The following is a 19461-nucleotide window of genomic DNA, read 5'->3' as shown; positions in this document are numbered from 1 at the left end:
CTCCTTGGCGGATATAAAGATGCTCGACGAAATTGCGGAGGGCGAGGCCGAAGCCGAAGGGGCTGTATTGCGAGATCTCCCTGTATTTGATTAACGAACTTGCGCTCCGCTATTTCTTTTCCGGCTCGGAAGGTGGGCCAACGTGATCGTTGCCCTCCACCGTTTGGCGCGCCGCCTTCCGGTAACCGGTGTCCGGCGCACGGTCCTCCGGGCGGCTGAAGGGGACATCGGCGACGGGGATGCGCGCCTGGTTTTCGATATCGTTAACATTCGGGAGCGGATAGAGCGCCTGCCCTGCCTCGCCCTTGTCGAAGGCGTCTTTAATGCGTTGAAGCCGATTGAAATCGTCTGAAGTCCGGAAACCGAACCGCGCCAACCCAAAATCCACGAGGCGGAGCTTCTGTCCGTCCCAGATGATATTGCCGGCGCTGATGTCATTGTGGTGGATCCCAAGGTCTTGAAGGCTTTTCAACCCGTCTTCCAGCCCCTTCCAATGCTCGGGCTTAATCTGCTCTCTCTCCCGGGGGCTCAACCGGTCCAAGGATTTGCCTTTCAGTTTACCGATGATCAATTCCGACGGGTGGGGTCGGCCGACCAAGGGCGGGGCGATGTCCAGGCCGTGGAATTGAATGATCGCCAAGGCGTATTGTTCCGCGTCGAGCTGTTTGTTCCTTTCAACCGAACCGCCAACCTTCGTCAGGTTTCCATCCCCGTTGTCCAGGATCACGCCGTTCTCTCCATGCGCGAGAACGGGCGCATTGTCGGGAGCCGGCGTGACCGTCCGGAACTCGCCGAGAACCCTCGCGTAATGACGCCCGTTGACCAAAAGCGTGTCTCCCTCCCCGACGGGAATCCATGCCCCCGACTCGTCGCCAGTCCCGCGAACAACGACGCCCTCGCCGCCTTCGACGCCGCGAACCCAGACCTCGCCGTCCGCAAGCGTGAACTCCAGGTCGCCAATCCGCTGGGTCTCACCTTCATTCAGACGCAGATCCTGGAGAGAAGCCGGGCCCGACGGCCTCTTGACCAACGCAGGCCCCACGTTCTGGTCCGGTTCCGAGGCTATCTCGCGGTCCAAGAAATCTGTCGGGAGTCCGGCCTGGCGGCGAAGGTCGGCGAGCGAGCGGAAGACGTCCCATCGGGTCGTGGACGTGCCGTTGGGCCCCACATCGAGGCCTTCGAAATCGATGAGACGGGCCCGTCCCATGGCGTCGATGTTGACCTGAAAGTCCCCCGGGCTCCAACCCTCTCCCTCCAACCCGTCGAAAATGGCGTGGATATCCGCGACGGTGTTTTCGTTGATCCGAACCGGATCCACGTCCCTGAAGAACTGACCGGGGACGACATCCGTCACGATTGCCGTCATCCCTTCGACGATCGTCGTTCCGTAATAATTTGGGGCGAGCTCGCTTGGAATCTTCACGAGGGCGTCGATCTCTCGAGAGGCGGCCTTTTCCGCAAGCAGGGGGTCGAGGGCATGATCGCGGATCTTCACGGCGACGAGCCTTTGCTCGCCGTCCGGCGTTCTCCATTCGGCTTCGTAGACGGTCGAGGCGCTCCCCTGGCCAAAGACGCGGCCCGTGAACGTGACCTCGCCGCCCTCGATCATCGCAAAAGATTTTCCTTCCAATTTCAGGCCGGGAAAAAACCAAGCCCCGTCCACCTTCCGGCCGTCGGCGGGAAGAGAGGCGTAGAATCCCGGCTCATAGTCGTAGTGCGGCCCGTAGACGCGCTCCAGGGGCATCTCCGCCGGCTGTTCCGGCGTTTCGCCAACGTCCCGGGACTTTAGGAAATCGACGAGGGGCCCGAAGACGGAGGCGAGGACGGCGGGCTCACCCTGCGAGGCGCGCCGGGCCGCCACGTCGCTGACTTGCGTCCCGGGAATCACGTCATAGTCAGCGTACGGAACGCCCGGCCCCGCGACCGCCTCCTTCATGGCCTTGATGACGTCCTTCGGGACGTCGGAGGCGAGACGGACCGTGACGTCGCGGCCGAAGGGATCGGTCACCCGCGCCTCCACGAGGCCGTTGCGGTGGACCTTCACCCACTTGACGGCGGTGTCCTTCTTCAAGGCCCGGACGAGATCCAACCCCTTCTCCGCGGGATACGTCAAAAAATCCCCTTCCTTGGCCGCGCGAAGGCCGAGCGGATTCTCATGCGGCTCGAGCCCGGCCTTTGCGAGGACGGAGGTCTGATAGGCCGCCCGAAACTGTCTCAAATTCGCCAGGGCCTGGGCGTTTCTCGCGTAGGTCGCCTCGTTGCGTACCCCCTCGGGGAGCCCCTTCATGAATTCTTTCTGGCGAAGGAGGGCCCTTTCCATGCGGTCCATCAATTCCGGCAGATCGCCCTTCCCCTTCGTCGCGTAATCGTCGAGGGCCTGGACGACCCCGTTGATCTCCTCCTGCATCCGCAGCTGCGTCCGCTCGGGGACGAGGCGCTCCGCCCAGCCGCCCACCAACCCGGAGGTGCCGGCAAGCGGCATCGAGAGCACGCCGCCGATCTTCAGCGCGGCCAGGAAGAGGAAGCCGTCTTCGAAGGCTGAGGGCGAAAAGGCGTCGAGGGCGTGGGAGGGGTCGTAATTTCCGTGAAGGAGCATTTGAGCGTTCGAATGAAAGGCGCTCCAGACCTGAAAGGCCCCCGCCTCCCAAGCGAATCCCCCGGCCTTGTAGATCAGTCCCCGGCCGAGGCGCGAAACGAAGAGCCCTTCGTAGGTCTTCATCGCCTTGCCTAGGAAGCGCATCATGGCGAGGTTGAAGGCGAACTCCTCAGCGAACGCCACGGGATCCTTCACGGCCCCCGCCAATCCGTTCACGAAGCCGTCGCCGCGGGCGGCCGAATCATAGGCGCGGTAAGAGAGGGTGAAGAAGAAGGCGTTCACGGCCGTCGCGCCGAGGCCCTCGTCCGCGAGGCCCAGAAGAGGCACGGCCAACCCTTCCGCTACCCCGGCGGTCACGGCGGACGCCAAAATGATCCCGACGCCGATCGTGTACTGGTTGAACTTCGCCGCGCCCTTGTACTCCTTCTCGAGGTCGATGTTGATCTCCGCATGCTCCAGGGCGATGAAGGCCTCACGGGCCCTCTTCCTCAAGACAGGGTCCTCCGAGTGCCACATCTCCCGTATTTTTTCGTACTTTAACTCCATGCCCCGGTGGCGGTCCGGCCCCGGGTCCCGCGAGGACATGAAATTCTTGATGCCCTTTGAGCGGCGGACCTCCTTGCCCATCTCCCGGAACGTTTGTATTTTCGCATCCAGAGTCTTCTCGAAGGCGATCCTGTCGAGATCCTCCGCGACCGGTCCATAAAAGGCGGCCCGCGCCTCCATCTCCTGGATCATGGACCGGCGACCCACCTCGATGGCATTGGCCCTTCCAGGGCGAAGGACCGTCACCTGGTCCAACGTCGCCTGGGTCCGGCTGACATCGGCCCGCTCGTTGCCCTTCTCCGCGGGGATTTCCGAAACGGCACCCGCCTCTTCCTTCAGTCCGCCCAAGACCCTCAACTCCTCGACGGAAAATTCCAACTCGATCATGAACTCGAAGCTGGGCAGGAGGCTCTGGATTGTTGCCGGATCCGTGTCTTCCGTGATCCGGAAGCTGTTCAGCCAGGCGGACCCTTCCGCGATGTATTTCATTTCGTAATACAAGCTTGGGTCATCCGGCATTCCTTGCAGATACTCGTCCAGCACTCGGGCCCGAGCCGCGCAGAGGACGCGGATCTTCTCCATGGCCTCCACCGGGACCTCTCCCCCCCCACTCCTCCAGGCCTCGACCGCCTTGATCAGGGCCACGTCGGTCGACAGGGCCTTCAGGCCTTCTTCCAGTTCGATCCGGCCCCGGTATCCCTCGTTTTCGTCTAATGCGGAGGCGCCCGCCCTGCGCGTCTCCTCCACCTTGGCCAGAAAGTTCTCCGTCGGCATGGAGGGATCGGCGTAGAGTCCTTCCAGCCGGGTCGAGAGGGCGTCCAACTCCCCGATGCCTCCGGGAACCGGTTCCCGGTAGGTCACGATGCCGTTCCGGTATTCCGGATTATAGAAGCGGAAGTTCGGACGGTTGCTCCGGTCCGTCCCGAATCCACCGAAAGTCTCGCCCCAGCCGTTGGGGTCCGTCCTCCAGATGGCCGTCCTGCGCATGTCCTCCCACTGGGCCTTGACCTTCGAGGCCAGTTCGGCGTCCTCGGCGACCGGCGACTTTCCGAATCGGCTCCAGGTCGGCCGGGAGATTTCCGGGTCCAAGGCGTCGATGGTCCGCGTGACGTCCAGCCTCTTGATCAAGTCGAATCGTGCCTCGTAGGGACGCCCGCGGCCGCGATAGACGTCGTCGGCGTACAGGTCCGCGACGAAAACAAGATCGGTGTTCTCGGGCCAGAGAGAAAGATAGGCCTCGAAGGCCGCTTCCTTCCGGCCTTCGGCCTCCGCGTACCGTTGCAGGGATCTCAAGTCGCTCAGGCCTTCCTCATAGAGCCGGTCGTTCCCCTGCAAGGCCCCGGAGGCGATTTTGGACTTGGCGTCCCGGATCAGACCGGTGAGGTCGGCGTGCCGGATCTTCGGGCCGTCCAGGAGCGGCACGAGGCCCGCTTCGAGACCCTGGATCGCCTGCAAGGGATCTCGTCCGGAGGCGATCTCCTCGCGGGCGCTCCCGATCAACTCCCGGCAGCGGAACATCGGGGCCGCCCCGTTCCCGCGGAGCAAGGGCTCGAGCTTTTCGAGAAAGGCCTCGGCCTCCTTGGCCCCGGCCTCTCCCTGTTTGAGCCGGGATTTGAGGCTTGAAAAGGTGTCGGAGACATCGATCGTGATCGAGGTGAGGTTGTCCAAGTCCTGGAAGGCCTTCAAGGCCTCCTCGTCCCTCTTCCGGCGCGCAAGGGCTTGGGCGAGCTTCTTCCCCGTTGCGATGATCGTCTGGGCCTCGCCTTCCTCGACCTTTTTTTCCAGGCGCGCTTCCAGCCCGGCCTCCCCAGCCTCGATCTGCGCCTTCAAGTCGAAGATCTTCGGCCCGAGCACCGGATCCGAGACCGGTCCGTACCGAACGAAGTCGTAAACGTCGCCCACGTAGAAGGCGGTTCCATCGTTGAAGAGTTCATCCGTTTCCTTGAGGAGGTTCCTTGCCCCGATGTAATCCTCCGCCTTGATCTTGTCCTCGACCGCGCCGATCCAGTTGGCGGGATTCCGGGCGGACCGGAACAGGGATTCCATTCCGGGACGGACGGCCGCCCAGAGACGGGATCCGATCTCGGAGCCTTGACGGTAGACGGAGCCGAACGGAGAGGCCGGCGCGTCCTTGACTCTCGCAACGGCGCAGGAGTTCGTCTGGCGGCAAGGGTCCGCATCGGTCCACTCCACACTGGGTCCCTTGGATTCGCTGACAACGGACATGGTCCCCTCTCCGCGTTTGGCTGGCCTCTTCCCCCTGTACGGCTGCAAGAAGACGACCAAAAAAAAGAGGGGTCTTCGCTGGATAGATCTCCTTTAAATTCAATAACTTATAGAGATGGTGGAAAACCGGATCCGGACTGTTGCCCCAGTTTTGTTTCCGTCAGGAAACGATCCTGGGGAATGGCGACGGAATGCCTCATGTTGACTTTCAAGGATGGGCAGCGAAATTAATTCCCCGTCTCCCGATGCGCCCGGGCCGCATCGGCGTGACCCAGGGTCGCCAACTCGCCGAGGAGTGCCCGGGCCTCCGGGTCGTTCCGGGCCGCCTCGATCAGGGGCAGGATGTTGAAATTCCCTTTCACAGCGGCAACGGCCGATTCGTTACCGGATCGAACAAGCTCTACCATGGCCCGAACCGCCGTGATTTGTCCCGCCGAGGCCGAGACGGTGATCATGCCGACGGCGTCCGGCTTCATGGCCTTCATTTTCGCCCGCGCCCAAAGGACAGCTGGCGACCCCATGAGGGTCAACCCCACGACGCCGATGGCGAGCATGTTTCCCATTTTGACCTCCGCGGGCAGGTGCGCCTCCGATCGAATCCGCTCGGCGCGCGCCAACGCGGTGGAGGCCCTCTCAAGGAGACCTGCAAACGCCAGGATTTCGTGATGGTCGAAGGGAAGCCTCTCCTCCGCGGCTTCCGTGATGCCGGCCTGCAGTTGATCGACATCCACCCCTAAGAGATCCCTCAGGACGGGAATCGCCTCATCGACGGCCCCCAGTTCCACGAGTTTCTCGGCCGCGCCCAGCCGCGCGTGAAGGCTGGGGCTGACCAGGAGATCCTCCAGGACCGGCGTCGCCTCGGACCGGAAGCCCAAATCGGCCAAGGACCTGGCGGAGGCCAGCCTCAAGCCCTCCGATTCATTCCGGTCTTCCGCGATCCTCTGAAGTTCACGCGCCGTCTCCACCGCTCCCAGGCCGGCGAGTCCCTCGGCGACCCCCGCGCGGATCTCCGGCAATAGATTCGGATCGCCCAAGACTTCGAGGAGTTCCGGAAGAGATTCCTTTCCGGCGAGCTGGGCATAGTCCCTGCCGATCTCATCGAGCTGGGTGGACACCGAATAATCCCTCATTTCAACGGACGTGTACGTTTCCAAAAGGTTCCGGAAGGCCGCCGACGCATCAACCGGCTCGCCGATCTCCTGCAGGAGCCGAGCGACCCGAAGATAAAGATGGAGATTATCGGCGGCGAGAAAAGGGTCGTAGGAACCGGTGGCGCCCCGCTCGAGATCAGCGGCGAGGGCTCGGGCCTCATCCCGTTCCAGCAGACCCTCTCCGGCCAGGGCCTCGGCCGCTTCCACTCGGAGATCCGCCCGTTGAGCCGGATCCCCCTGGACCGCCCTGAGGTTCGAAATTTCGTCGGAATTCGACGCGCGCCGTGGCGAGGCGCCGAATCGGTTGATCCCCGGCAGGTTGAATCCCGAGGAGACGTCGATGATCTCGCGGAAGTCGTCGTACCTCTCGGCCATCCGTTCGATCTCCGGCGGAATCGTCCGGTCCTCAAAGGGAATGCGCCCCCCTCCCGGCGTCGACAGATCCCGCCGGATCGCCTCGGCGGCCGCATCCCGAAGACGACCGGGCCCCGTCGTCTCCCTTCTTGGATCGAATTCCGAGCCGCCCGTTTTCTTGATTCCGCCGCCCATGAACGCCTCCGGTTACTGCGGTTTGACCCACGTACGGGTCGCGGGGTCGTAGACCTCGACGGGCACCGGCCCCTTCCCCGTCACGTAAAAAATGGTCCTGTCGCCCATGCCGCCCCCCATGTCCGGATAGAGCCGCGCGTCGGGCACGTCTCCGATCCGGAAGCGGATGAGGACGCGGTCGGACCCCTGGCCGCCACCATAGCGCGTGAGGATCTCGTCCTTATTGGTGGAGACGTTGAGTCCGGGACTGTCGAGATCGGAGGCCAGGACTCCCCTTTGTAAGGCCGGATCGAAGAGGGCGTCCGCCGCGTCCAAGTCGGTGTAGGCCCTTTCGACGTCCGGCAGGATTTCGGGATGGGTGTAAGGGTCCGCCAGGCGCGCGACTGAACCCTTATTCAGGCCGATCTCTCCGTTTTGGATCCAGCGGGGACGGCTCGCGCGGTAAACGTACGTGCCGGCGTTCACGCCCAGGATCTCCTGCATCCGGTTCGTGACGGTCACGGCGTCCCGGCCGATCTCGCTGTCGAGAAAGTCCGACGGCAGGCCGGCCTCGCTCCTCAGCTTCGCGAACCAGCGGAAGACGTCGCTCCGGGTGGTTGGGAATAGGCTCTCTCCGTTCAGCCCCTCGAAGTCGATCAAATGGGCGTGACCCATCTCGTCGATGGTGACCTGGAAGTCCCCCGGCCTCCAGCCCATGCCTTCCAAGGTATCGAAGATCGCGTGCAGGTCCTCGACCGTCTTCTCGTTGATCCGGGCGGGATCGACCTGGGTCCAATATTGTCCCGGGGCCACGTCCATGACGATCGCCGTCGCACCCTCGACCACCGCCATCCCGTAGTAGTTCGGGGCGACATCTCTCGGGAGCTGCATCAGGGTGTCCACCTCGCGGAGGGCCGCCTCTTCGCCCCCGAGGAAATCAAGGGCATGATCGCGGATCTTGACGGCGACGACGCGCTGGCCATCGGGCGTGTCGAAGACGGCCTCGTAGACGGTCGAGGCCGAGCCCTGACCGAAGACGCGCCCGGTGAAGGTCACCATTCCCTCGCCGGGGACCTCGTAGGTTTTCCCCTCCAGATTCAAGGTCGGAAAATAGCGCGTCCCGTCCTCCATCAGGCCGTCTATAGGCAGGCCTTCGTAAAAGGACCGGTCGCGATAGTAATGGGGACCGTAAACGTCATCGATGGGCGCTTCGGAACGGATCGGCTCCGCCTCGGGGGCCTCCTTGGCCACGCCGATGGAGCGCAAGAGGTCGGCCAAGGGTTTGAAGAACGACGTGACGACGGCGGCTTCGGCCTGGGACGCGCGGCGCGCGTCCATCGCATTCACTTGGGTGGGGACGGCCACCTCATAGGAATCATAATAATTGGCTTCGTCGTACCTCGCGGCCGCCTCCCAGATGCTCTTGGGGATGCCGCCGGACGGTCCTTCACCGCCGATCTCCGGAACGCCCGGTGTTGCGAGGTCTTGTCGAATCGCCTCGACGCCCTTGTTCTCGCGCCCGAACTCGGCCTCGCGGCCCCGGCCGGGGTCGAATTCCGAGCCACCTGTTCTTTTCGGTCCTCCGCCCATAAGGTCTCATGAGGAATGAGCAAGGGGCGTGCCATGGAAAATGTAGTTATTTCATGAAGATAAGAGGGTTCATGAGGGGGGGTCCCCCCATTTGGTTTCCCTTAGGAAACGATCCCCGGGGCATCCAAGAGGCGGAAGTAGACCTGCTCGACGTAGAGGCGCAGGCCCATCGGGAATCCATAGGGGCTTAAGGCGGCGATCTGGCGATAAAGGCGGTCGTCGCCCCGCCGCCGCTTGCCGTGGATCTCCACGGCGTGGGCCTCCATCTCGGCGGGAATAAGGTTCAAGCTCACCCAGTCGCCCCCTTCGCGCTCGGCCTGAAGGATGTGGACGAATTCATGGAGGGCGTCGTCCTCCTCCACGCGGCCTTTCGCGCCATCCAAGAGGAGGATCTCGTCGGGCTCCCCGGGCCCATTGGCCAGGCGGCGGGCGGCGGGGATGTTGTCGATCCGAAGCGCCTCTCCCATGCGCTCGCGGTTGAACGCGTCCATATCCTCGCCGGAGAGATGGCGGACGACGACGCGGCCCCGGGCGAGCCACCTGCCGAATTGGAGAGCCTCGGGAGGCGGTTCGGAAAAATTCGTCCCCAGCCCATTCAGGACGCGTTCGAGAGGGAGACCGGGGACAAAGGCCGTGGCCGAAGGAAGCTCGAACGATTCCCACGGCAGCTCGAACAATTCCCGGATCTTGAAGGAATAGTCCTGACTCTGCAGGAGATAAAGGAGGCGGTGGATCGTCAAGAGGGGCATCGGGCCCAGGGCGGAGCGGCGCAAGGCGCGCCGCACTTCATCGCCGGACTCCGGATCCGAAAATGCCTCGCGAAAGGACTCACGGACGTAACCGGGGCCCAGGGCATAGATGTCCGCGTCGGCGACGGAGCGGTAACCCGCGGCCCCGCGAAGCCTCGAGACCGTCTCCAGAAAGGATTCGAGGGTCTCTTCTTCCGAACCGCGCCGGCGCGGGATCTCAAAACGGTCCTCCAGGCCGGACTTTCGTGCAAAGTAGACCAGGTCTTTGAGTGTCGGGATCTCCGCCATCAGCCGGGCCATCTCCGGAAAGGCCGCGGGCGCCGCGAGGACCGTCGCCTCCAGGACCTGGTAGAGGAGATACTCGTAGAGCGAATTCGCCTCGGAAACAAAGGATTCCAGACCGATCAAGAGGGCAGCCTTCTCGACGGCGCCGACGAGATCCGCGCCTGCCGCTAAACGGCATTCGAGGGCCAAATCCTTGAGGCGCCGGGCGGCGCGGGCGGGAAGCGCGGGAAGCCCCGCGAGGGCATCATCGACCTCGGGAGGGCGAAAGAGGGGCTGGGGACGGCCCATCGGCCGCGCGGGAGGGAGCGTCGAGGAGAGATCCGGGCCGGGCCCCCGATCGGCGGACGCGGCGAGGAACGGTGATGCCGTTCCCGCCGCCCCCGCCGTCAGGCTGCATTGTGAGATTCCACCCAGGGTCCCAATCGCCACCGCCGCCTCCCGTCAAGAGACGCGTTAGCATCGGGAATCTTTTAGGAAAGTTGCCTCTTTTTAACCCCCTAGTTGCCCCCCGGGGCAGTGACGTCCGTCGAGCTTCCGTTCGAAGCCCGCTTCGCGGCCATGTCATAGGGAGCGGCGTCCGGTTTCGGCGACGGCTTGGCGGCCGTCCCGGTCCCGGAGGCGGCCTCCTTGGGAACCGCGACGTGGACCTGGAATTCGCGGCCCTCGCCGTCGACGATCCGAAGGTAACGGTTGTCGCCGTCGCGGCCCCATTTCACGTTATTGGCGTTTTGCTTGGACCAGATATCGCCCAGGATCCTCTGCCCGTCGGCGGCCGTCTTCACCCAGATGGTCACGGCGTAGTCGCCGGGGGTCTTTCCGATGCTCCCCAGGTCCTCGTACAGCTCGGGGGACTTGCTCGTCACGTCCAACACCGCCATGTCGGCGGGGGCCTCGAGCCCGAGGTAGAGATGCGCGCTCCGGGCGAGGGCCGAGCTGATGTAGGGCGTCTCGAAGACGGCGATTGCCGCGTCAAATTTCTTCCGCTCCGCGGCGTAGTTCCTCCACCTGTCGATGATCTGCATGTTCCGATCGACGACGCCGTAGATCTCGCCCAAGGCCCGATCGGCCTCTTCTCTTAAATTGGCGTCGCCGCTCTCCCGGGCCTTCTCCAAGACTTCGATATCGTTCATCATTTCCCCGTTCGTTCTCCTTTTCTTTTCCAGGATTCTCTGGTTGGACTCCGCCGCGGCGATCACGCCCTGCGCCGCCTCTCTCTGCTTGGCATTGCCCTGGACCGCCCAGGCGTCGGCGAAGACATAGGCGTCGACCTGCGTCCCCGTCGGCACGGTCGAATCGGTGAACTGGCGGTGATTATTGTACTCATCGCGTGCCTGGCCGGCTCGCTCCCTGATCGCGGGCCACTTGGCTGCGTCCACGGCCCCCCTGCCTTCCAGGGCGGGGCCGAGCTCCGCCACCAGGGACTTGAACCGGGCTGCCTTGGCCTTGAGATTCGCCGTCGGAATGCCCAGCCACTGCTCGCCCGACCCCGGCCGATCGCTCAAATCCACCAGGGTATTGCCTTCGCCTTTCATCTCATAAAGCAGGTCCAAGGCCTCCCGGGCTCGCACGTCGCCCCTTTCCGCGAGCACCGCCAGCCGCTCGCCCTTGGCGCGCGGCGTGGAGTCTCGTTTCACGCCGTACTGGTCGATCAACTTAGACGCCTCGGTATAGGCCTGCTTGGCGGCGAAACCGTGAACGTCATGAACATAGCGGGGGTTGAGCGGGCCGATCTGCTTCCCGTCCAAGGTCGCAAGATGATCTCCCGTCCCGTCCACGACCGGTTCCGTCCCCTTCTTGAAGAGCCCGTACTTCGGGTCCGTGATGATGTCGGCGATCTCCGTCGTGCTCAGCCGCGAACCGCCGCCGGCCGGGTTCGGGAGGACGACGCTGTCCTTACCGAACCAGAAGTTGGGCTCGACGCCCGCCGCCTCGGCCTTGGCCCTCTCCGCCTTGTTCAAGGCGTCCAACACGACCAGGAGCCCCTGCTTGCCTCCGACCCGGTTGCCGAAGGGAATCGCGACGATGGGCAAGGATCGGTTGGGGTCCAATTCCATCGCGGCCACGGGCTTGCCGTCCGGTCCGATCTCCGGCGTTCCGTCCGCCTTCGTCTTGTACTCGGGCGTTCCGTCCGCCTTCATTTTGGGACGGAAGACGGGGGCCACGGTCACCTGGACGCTCAAGGACTCGCCCGTCCCCATGATCGGGTGCCCGTTGTCATCGTGCTTCAAGGACCCGTCGGGGTTCGTCTGGGGCCGCTCCCGGTAGATATCGGGAACCGCGAGCCACTGCTCGAAGACGGTGAACTCGGAAAGCTTCGTCATGTCGTAGAACTTCATGACCGTCTTCCCGTCAACCTGGGCCTCGTGAATGACCACGCCGTTCGCGGGGTCCTCGGCCTTCGCCCGGGCGGCGTCGACGTTCGTCCAAAACGTTTCCGCGGCCTTGGCGCGACTCACGGGGTCGGAGATCATCTTGTCCATCGCCGTCATCGTCTCCGTCATGATCGCCTCCGCCTTGTCGGGCGGAATGCGGTCCGAGCCCTTGATGCCGTGCTGGGCCAGGATCTTGCCGTATTCAGAGAAGAGCGAGGCCTGGAGCTCCACGGCCGGATCGTTCCGGTCGTATTTGCCCTGGGAGAAGGCCGTGAAGTCCTCGAAGTAGGTCGCCTCGCGGATAAGGCCCCGAAGCTCGGGATTCCTCAGGACCTCGGCCTGGTGTTCGGCCATCCAGACACTCCAGGCCCCGTCGGCTAGGTTGTCGGTCGCGACCTCCTTGATGTTCATGAGGCGCATCGCCTCGCGGACCTGGGCGTCGGTGGGATTGTTCACGTCCTTGGCCCCCGCGGCGCGCAGGGCATCCTCGAAGCGGTTCATCATCTGCATCGTCGCGTTGGCCTTTTGCATCGAACCGTCCGCCCTTTTCAGGAAGGGGCCGTGATGGTCGATGACGCGCATATAATCGTAGCCCATGCCGGGGATGTTGGTGTCCACGATGACCGGCAGGTCCTTCTTGGCATCCTTGATCTTCTGGTCCCACTCCGCCTTGGCCTGGCGCTCGGCCCGGTACTTGGCCATGTCCCGGTCATGCGGATGCTTCCTCTGCATTTCGGGCAGGAGCTCCTTGGCGCGGGCGTCGACCCACTGACGGCGCTCGAGGGCGGCGTCCTTGTACCAGTTCGTCGCCTGGTTCCTGGCATCCACCCTTGCGTCTCGTTTGGCTCGGCTTTGAGCCTCGGCGCTGATCTCAACCTTCTTCCTGCGAATGGCGAGCTTGGCGATCTTCTCGGCCTCGGGCTTCGACCTCCCCTGCTTCACCAATTGATCTCTCAGCCTCTCCATCGCGCGCACTTCGACCTTGCCTTCGCCCAACGCGGCTTCGTAGGCGTCCTTTCCGAGCATTTTCTTAAAGTACTCCGCCTCCACCGACTTCTGGTATTCTTCCTTGTATTTCTTGGTGAGATCCGGCTCGAGCTGGGCCGCCTTTCGGGACCTGGCCGCCCCTTCGCCCTCGCTCCATGGCACCCGGTTCTCAATTGCGGCCACGCGCTGCTTCACCGTATCGATCGAAACGATATTGGCCTCGCCCAGGGGCACGCTGACCTCGGGGGCCTTGTCGTCCAGGAGGCGGATCCTCTCCATGGGCCGGGGCTGAACATAACCGACCTGGGCATTGACCGAGGCGCGGCGCGCCACGACGTCCATGACATGCGTCCCTTTCACCCGAACCCAACGAAATGCCTTTTCCCAATGGGTCCCACCCGTTCTCCAGGGGACGTTCCTCGCGGGGGCATCTCCGTAGGAGTCAACGGGTCCTCCCGTTCCACCCCTTTCACCGGTCCCGCCCGACCGGGCCGGGTCCTTCCCGAAGCCCGCCGCTTCGTATTCGGCGTCCAGCTTCTGGACCTCGTCGGGCAACCCTTCGTTGCCCCTTTCGCCTCCCACAGCCTCCGCGCCGGGTCTGGAGAGGTCGCGCGTGATCGCATCGGCGCGCTCGTTCCTCTCGCCGAACCTTCCTTCGTGGCCGCGGGTCGGGTCGAACTCACCCGACCGTCCTCCGCCGACTCCTTCTGCTCCTGGTGCCATAAAATGTTTCCCCCTATAATTTTCGTTTCCGGTTTCAGATATTCGGGACGACCAAGACCATCTCGTGGTCGCCGATCTTGATTTCAGCGACGCCGGGATCGAGCTCCAAACCGAGCGACGGGGCCTTCACGAAGGCACCGTCCGAGGCGTCGTCCGCCATGCGGAGCCCGTCCTTGTAGCTGTGCGCCCCTTCCAGAGGTTCGATCACGAACCCCGTCCCGCTATGCTCGATGGCGTAGAGAGGCACCGTCCCCCTCGCCTCACCGAAGACGATCTCGCCGGTTCCGATCCTCTGAGAGACGACGACACGGTCTCCGCGCCGATTCAAATGTTCGAAGGGATTCCCGATCGTGGCGGTCTCGGTGTGGTTCCCGTCCGCCTTGAGACTGCGGGAGGTCAGGCTGGGTTTGAGCTCGATCGCCTGCGCCTTGTCCCCGACCCCGCGGGACGCGGAGGCGCGGCGGGCGGCCGCGTCCATCACGACCGTGGGATCGAGGCGGATTTCCCGCCCTAATTTGAGACCGAAGAATTCGCCGACCGAACGGAAGACCCGGTAGACGGCCTGATAACCGTCGCGAACCTCAAAATAGGAGACGCCGAGGTTGTGGACGTCCGCGTAGATTTGCGTCCCGCGGCGGAGAGGAACGGAATCCGCCACGCGGTAGTGGGAAAGGCCCCGCGAGGCGGGTTCGGTGGGAACGTCGACCACTTTTCCGCCCTCGACGAAGGCGTCATACGTCGCCGCCGCCTCTTGAACGCCCTTGGGCAACCCCCCGGTCGCCCCTTCGCGCCCGATCCCTTCGGCGCCGGGCGTGCTCAGGTCGCGCCCGATCGCTTCGGCCCCCTTGTCCTCGCGACCGAATTCACCCTCGCGCCCCCTCACCTCGGGTTGACCGCCCTCGCCGACGCCTCTCGCTCCTGGTGGCATGTTCGTTCTCTCCTTGGGCTCGATTGAGCCCTCGAGGAATAAAGCAACGAACGTGCCAGAAGAGCCCTCTTTCGTGATGCCTATCTATTTGATAGCATTAGTTTTTATTGATGTTTATGTTAATGAACAGAGCGATTGGGGTCCCCACGACACAAGAAGTTTCTATTTAGAAACACTACCCGGCATTGGCCGCCAGTGCAGGCGCCGCGGCGGGAATTTCTTGCTCCGTCTCCGGACGGGGCGTCTTGGCCGCCTCCTGCATCTTCTTGATCTGCGCGTCCCGGACATCGGCGGTGAAACGGATCGTCGTTTCGCGGCCGAAGGGATCAATGACCCGCACGACGACCAACCCGTTTCCATGCACCTTGACCGAGCTCACGCTCGGATCCGCCTGGAGGGCCTGGATCATCTCCACGCCCTTGGCCGAGGAGTACGAGAGGACGCCGTCGTTCGTGATCTCGCGCAGGCCATAGGGATTCTTGTTCCCTTCCAGGCCGACGGTCTTGAAGACCGATTGCTCATACGCGGACCGGAACTGGCGGAGGTTCGCCAGGGCCTGGGTATTCAAGGCGTAGGTCTGTTCGTTCCGGACGCCCTCCGGCAGATCCTCGAGGAATTGTCTCTGTTTCAGGAGCGCGGACTCGTGCTGGGCCATGAGATCCTCGAGGCTGCCCTTGCCCTTTTTCACGTAATCCTCGATCGCCTGGACGCTTTTCTGCACCTCGATCTCCATCGCCTGTTGGGCGTAGTTGGGAGCCACCTTTTCGACCCAACCCCGCGCCGCCTCGGTCGCCGGACGGGTGACCGGCATGGATAGGACGCCGCCGATCTTGAGGGCACCCAGAAAAAGGAAACCGTCCACGAAGGCCTCCGGTTTGAACGCGTTGAACATCTTGGAGGAATCCCATCTCCCGTGGAGGGCCATCTGCACGTTCTGCTGGAAAAAGCCGTAGAGCTGGAAGGCCCCCCCCTCCCAGACGAACCCACCCGCTTGATAGACCAGGCCCCGGCCCAACCGGGCCGCGAACACCGCCTCGTAGGTCTTCATCGCCTTGCCCAGGAAGGCGAACATGCCGAAGTTGAAGGCCGCCTCCTCCAGGAAGTCCAGCGGCTCGTTCCAGATGTTCGTGAAGGAGGTCCAGTCTCCGCTCAAAGCAGAATCGAAGAACCGGTGCGAGGCCGTAAAGACCAGGGCGTTGACGGCGTAGCCCCCCCAGACCGCCCCCTCGGCCCCGAACCAGGTGACCAGAAACGGGCCCGCCAGCTCCGCCGCGAGACCCGCCGTGAAGGCAGCGGCCATGACGATCACGACGCCGGTGACGTAGTGGTTGAACTGGGCCGAGTTTTCGTACTTGCTCCTCAGGACCTCGCTGACCCGCGAGTTCTCCAGGGCGATGAAGGAGAGGCGCGCCTGCCTCTGCTGGGCCGGGTCGCCGGAGGCCCACAGGGTCTGGATTTCCTTGTAATGATCGATCATCCGGTCGAAGTCCTCGTCCTTGATGTCCCCCAGCCACAGGTTCTTGAGGTTCTCCGCCTTGCGGTACTCCTTCCGCATGTCCCTCAGCATCACGATCTTGGCGTCGATCGTGCGGGAGAAGGCGATGTCGTCCAGGGTCCGGCCGTAGGTCCGGAAGCCTTCGACGCGGCCTTCGATGTCCGCGATCGTCACGGACTGGGGATCGACGGGATCCGAGTACAGATCGGGCTCCCAATCCCGGGCCAGGTCCATGCTCGACGTCGGATTCGCATCGTCGGCGTACATCTCTCCGACGGTCTCCTCCTGCTTCTGGAGTCTCATGTAGGCGTGGCTTTCCTCGATGAAATAGAAGTCCTTCGCGGCCGCCTTCAGGGCATCGATGTTTGCGGCGGCGGCCGTCGGATCGTCGAGGTTCAGTTGGGAAAGCGCCGCGAGGTGCTGGTCGATCGTCGCCGACTGCTGTTCGGAGGTGATGTTGAAATCCCAGAATTCGTAACGGTCCAGGAGCCGGTCGTACTCCGACTTCAGGAACGTCTTGTAGACCTCCGACCGCTTGACCAGGAAGTCACGTCCCGCCTTGAGCAGCTCCGGATCCACATCCTTGGGGTCCTTCGTAAGGAGGACCTCGTAGGTCTTTAGGAAGGCCACGTATTCGGGGAGCGTTTGAAGGCTGGTCTCCAGGTCCATCCGCTCCTGATAGGCCTTTTTCGCGGCCTCGTTGCCGCTCTTCTCGTTCTCCGCCAGGATGTTTTCCTGGCGCGATTGCTCGACCTCGCCCATCAGAGTCGAGACCGAGGCGTCCGGGTCCTTATAGAGGGTCTCCCAGCGGTCGGAGCGCCGGTTGAGGTCCTCCATGGACACGGGGGTGCCCTCCCGGAAATCGGTGACCGTTTCGGGATTCGAGGGATCGTAGGTCCTGAAATTGGGATCGTGGGACCCCTGCACGGAATTCCAGCACTCCTGGTCCCAGACCTCGTTTTTGCCGCATTTCACCGGGGCTCCGGGGCGGAGGGTCATCCGGTTCCCCTTTCCATCGTTCCAAACCGCCGTGCTCCAGAAATCCTGCCGGATGGCCTTGTATTTCGCGGCCCGGGCCGGGTCCGTCCGTTCGAGCTCGGCGATCTTCAGGTTCAGCGGCAGATTCAGATCGGTCTCGTACTTGGAGGCGTAGGAATCCCAGGTCGTCCGCTCCATCTTCTCCCACTCGGTCAGTCCGGAAAGATCGTTCGGGTCGCGGAAGATGAAGTAGCTGTTCTGGGGATACTGGGCGAGCATGGCCTTGAAGTCCTGCCCCTTCTGCTGCTCCAGCTTCGCGTAGCGCTTCAGCGCCTCCAGGTCCCTCATGCCCTCCTCGTAGAGGGCCTGGTTCTGATGGGTATAGCCCCCGAGGATCTTGGACTTGGCGTCGCGGATCAGGTGCGTCACGTCCGTGTGGCGGATCTTGGGGCCGTTCATCAGCGAGTTGAGCCCCTTTTCAAGATTGAACAGGACCCTTCCCAGGGGCTGGCCGGACTCGATCGCCTCGCGGGCGCCCTGGATCTTTTGGGAGATCTGGAACTTCGGGGCCCCCGGGCGGGCGGTCAGGTCCTTCTCCATGCTGTCCAAGAGCTGCAGGACCTCGTCGGTATTGGCCCAGCCGTCCCGGGCCTTCGCGCGCTGGTGCTCCATCATCTTGGAGATGTCCACGGACGGGGCGGTGAGCGCGTCCAACTCCTCCACGGAGGCGATCGTCTGCTCGATCTTCCCGATGTCCTTCGCGAGGCTGTCCCGCTCTTTCCCGGTGACGAGGATGAGACTCGCCTCGGCCTTCTCCAGCATGGAGCGGACCTGGGGCTCCATGTAAGACTCCCATTTGTCGAGGCGCTCCCGGACCTTTTTGGTTCTCCCAACGACGTCCTCCTCGATCCGCTCCTTGAACTTCTGGTCCGAACCGCCGCGGTAGGCGTAGTCGGGGATCTCCTGAGTCTGAAACGTTCGATCGAGGACTTCTTCCCGGTCCAAGACGAGCCGCGCTAGGACGAAATTTCCGCGCATCATCTGCCGCTCGGCCGCGTCGATCCACCACTCAAGGCGTCTTTCGTAACGCCATGTCTTGCCTTCGGTCCATGTGCGGTTGGATCCGTACAGAAGGTCCGAAACCGCCTTTCGGTCCTCCTCCTTCAAATCATTTCCGGCCTTGAGAAAGATTTCTTCCGCCGCCAGAGGGTCATGAGCCTCCTTGGCCCACGCGATCACCTGGGGAAGAAAAGCCGTCCGCTCCGAAGGGTCCGTAAACCCCGCCTCCGCCCAATCCGCCGCCCGTTCGAGCGCCCTCGCGTGATTTCCCTCCGCCGCCTCGCCCGCGGCCAGGGCGGCCAGAAGGTCGGGGTCCCGCAGGCCGCTCTCATAGGCCTGCCGGAGCATCTCGACGCCGGCGGCCAGGGTCTTTTTATCCTTCGACAGAACGATCCCCAGATGCTTCCGCGCCGTCTCGTTTTGAGGATCGATGCCCAAGGCGAGCTCGTAAAGATCCCTCGCCTTCTTGGTCTCGCCCTTGGCCTCCAGGGCGCGGCCCCGCGTGAGCGTATAGAGCGAGATCTTCTGCGTCGCCGTAAAGCTCCGGCTACCGCCGGCCACCGCCGACCTGAGATCCTTCCGGATCAGCTCGCGCATCGCGATTTGCTGGTCGGCTTTTTGATTGGGAAACGGGATCTGTTCCACGAACCGGTCGATGATCTCCAACTGGTCCTTGACCGGGAGGAGGCCGAACTCGGTCGAATTCAGGGCCCAGCGCGCGAATTGGGCGACGGCCGGCGTGGTCTCCCAGACCGTTTCCTTCGCGACCTGGTCGTAGCGGCCGTGCAGGGGGCTGGGGGCCAGCTGCCATCGAGACATCAAAAGACCGGTCGCCGTTCCGTCCCCCAAGAGAAGCTTCTTCCAATCCGCGGCCTTGCCGGAATCGACCTGATAGGCCTCCTTCCCGGGCTCGTTGAGCTTGAGCCATGAGAGGTCATAGTCGCGATCCAACACGGTGAACGGATTGGTCTTGGCGAGGCTGCCGAGGAAACGGTTGAAGTTGTACGCGTTGGTGGCGGCGGAGAAGAGTTCCGAGGTTTGGACGATCCCATCCTTCGGCCCGCTGTCGAGGCAAGCCCGAACGCCGAAGCGGTCGGAGGCGATCGGATCGGGACGGGCCCCGTCGATCTGTCCGGCCGTGAAGCCCAGATCCTTGGTCAGGATGCGAAAGACCCCCCGGCTCACGGGGGACTGAAAATCGACCCTATGTGACGGTTTGCCGGTCATGGCGGAATTTAATTGCAACCG

General features: G+C 63.4%; 7 protein-coding genes. All 7 read right to left on the bottom strand.

What is annotated here, in order from left to right:
* Positions 1-109 precede the first annotated feature (109 nt).
* Complete coding sequence (locus VLJ37_00805; GenBank protein HSA58208.1) at positions 110-5368, bottom strand: phosphotransferase; 5259 nt, start codon at positions 5366-5368, stop codon at positions 110-112.
* Positions 5369-5595: 227 nt separating this feature from the next.
* Complete coding sequence (locus VLJ37_00800) at positions 5596-7068, bottom strand: HEAT repeat domain-containing protein (protein ID HSA58207.1); 1473 nt, start codon at positions 7066-7068, stop codon at positions 5596-5598.
* Between the two features lie 12 nt (positions 7069-7080).
* Positions 7081-8637 carry a hypothetical protein gene (locus tag VLJ37_00795; protein ID HSA58206.1) on the bottom strand — a complete coding sequence of 519 codons (1557 nt, stop codon included), beginning with the start codon at positions 8635-8637 and terminating at the stop codon, positions 7081-7083.
* Between the two features lie 101 nt (positions 8638-8738).
* On the bottom strand, positions 8739-10100 hold the full coding sequence (locus VLJ37_00790) for a hypothetical protein (protein HSA58205.1): 1362 nt from the start codon (positions 10098-10100) through the stop codon (positions 8739-8741).
* Positions 10101-10168: 68 nt separating this feature from the next.
* Positions 10169-13753: a hypothetical protein gene (locus VLJ37_00785; GenBank protein ID HSA58204.1), complete on the bottom strand. Its 3585-nt coding sequence runs from the start codon at positions 13751-13753 to the stop codon at positions 10169-10171.
* A 34-nt stretch (positions 13754-13787) separates the two neighbouring features.
* Positions 13788-14681 (bottom strand): hypothetical protein, encoded by an 894-nt coding sequence (locus VLJ37_00780; GenBank protein HSA58203.1) that lies wholly within the window; start codon positions 14679-14681, stop codon positions 13788-13790.
* Positions 14682-14856: 175 nt separating this feature from the next.
* Positions 14857-19440 (bottom strand): hypothetical protein, encoded by a 4584-nt coding sequence (locus VLJ37_00775; GenBank protein ID HSA58202.1) that lies wholly within the window; start codon positions 19438-19440, stop codon positions 14857-14859.
* Between the last annotated feature and the right edge of the window lie 21 nt (positions 19441-19461).

The organism is bacterium (assembly GCA_035454885.1).
Taxonomy (GTDB): domain Bacteria; phylum UBA10199; class UBA10199; order JACPAL01.
The sequence above is the reverse complement of the archived record's forward strand: the minus strand, read 5'-3'. Positions and strand labels throughout refer to the sequence as shown.

Coding starts and splice junctions, on each gene's coding strand:
- VLJ37_00800 (HSA58207.1), bottom strand. CDS start 7,068: ATGGGCGGCGGAATCAAGAAAACGGGCGGCTCGGAATTCGATCCAAGA.
- VLJ37_00780 (HSA58203.1), bottom strand. CDS start 14,681: ATGCCACCAGGAGCGAGAGGCGTCGGCGAGGGCGGTCAACCCGAGGTG.
- VLJ37_00805 (HSA58208.1), bottom strand. CDS start 5,368: ATGTCCGTTGTCAGCGAATCCAAGGGACCCAGTGTGGAGTGGACCGAT.
- VLJ37_00795 (HSA58206.1), bottom strand. CDS start 8,637: ATGGGCGGAGGACCGAAAAGAACAGGTGGCTCGGAATTCGACCCCGGC.
- VLJ37_00775 (HSA58202.1), bottom strand. CDS start 19,440: ATGACCGGCAAACCGTCACATAGGGTCGATTTTCAGTCCCCCGTGAGC.
- VLJ37_00785 (HSA58204.1), bottom strand. CDS start 13,753: ATGGCACCAGGAGCAGAAGGAGTCGGCGGAGGACGGTCGGGTGAGTTC.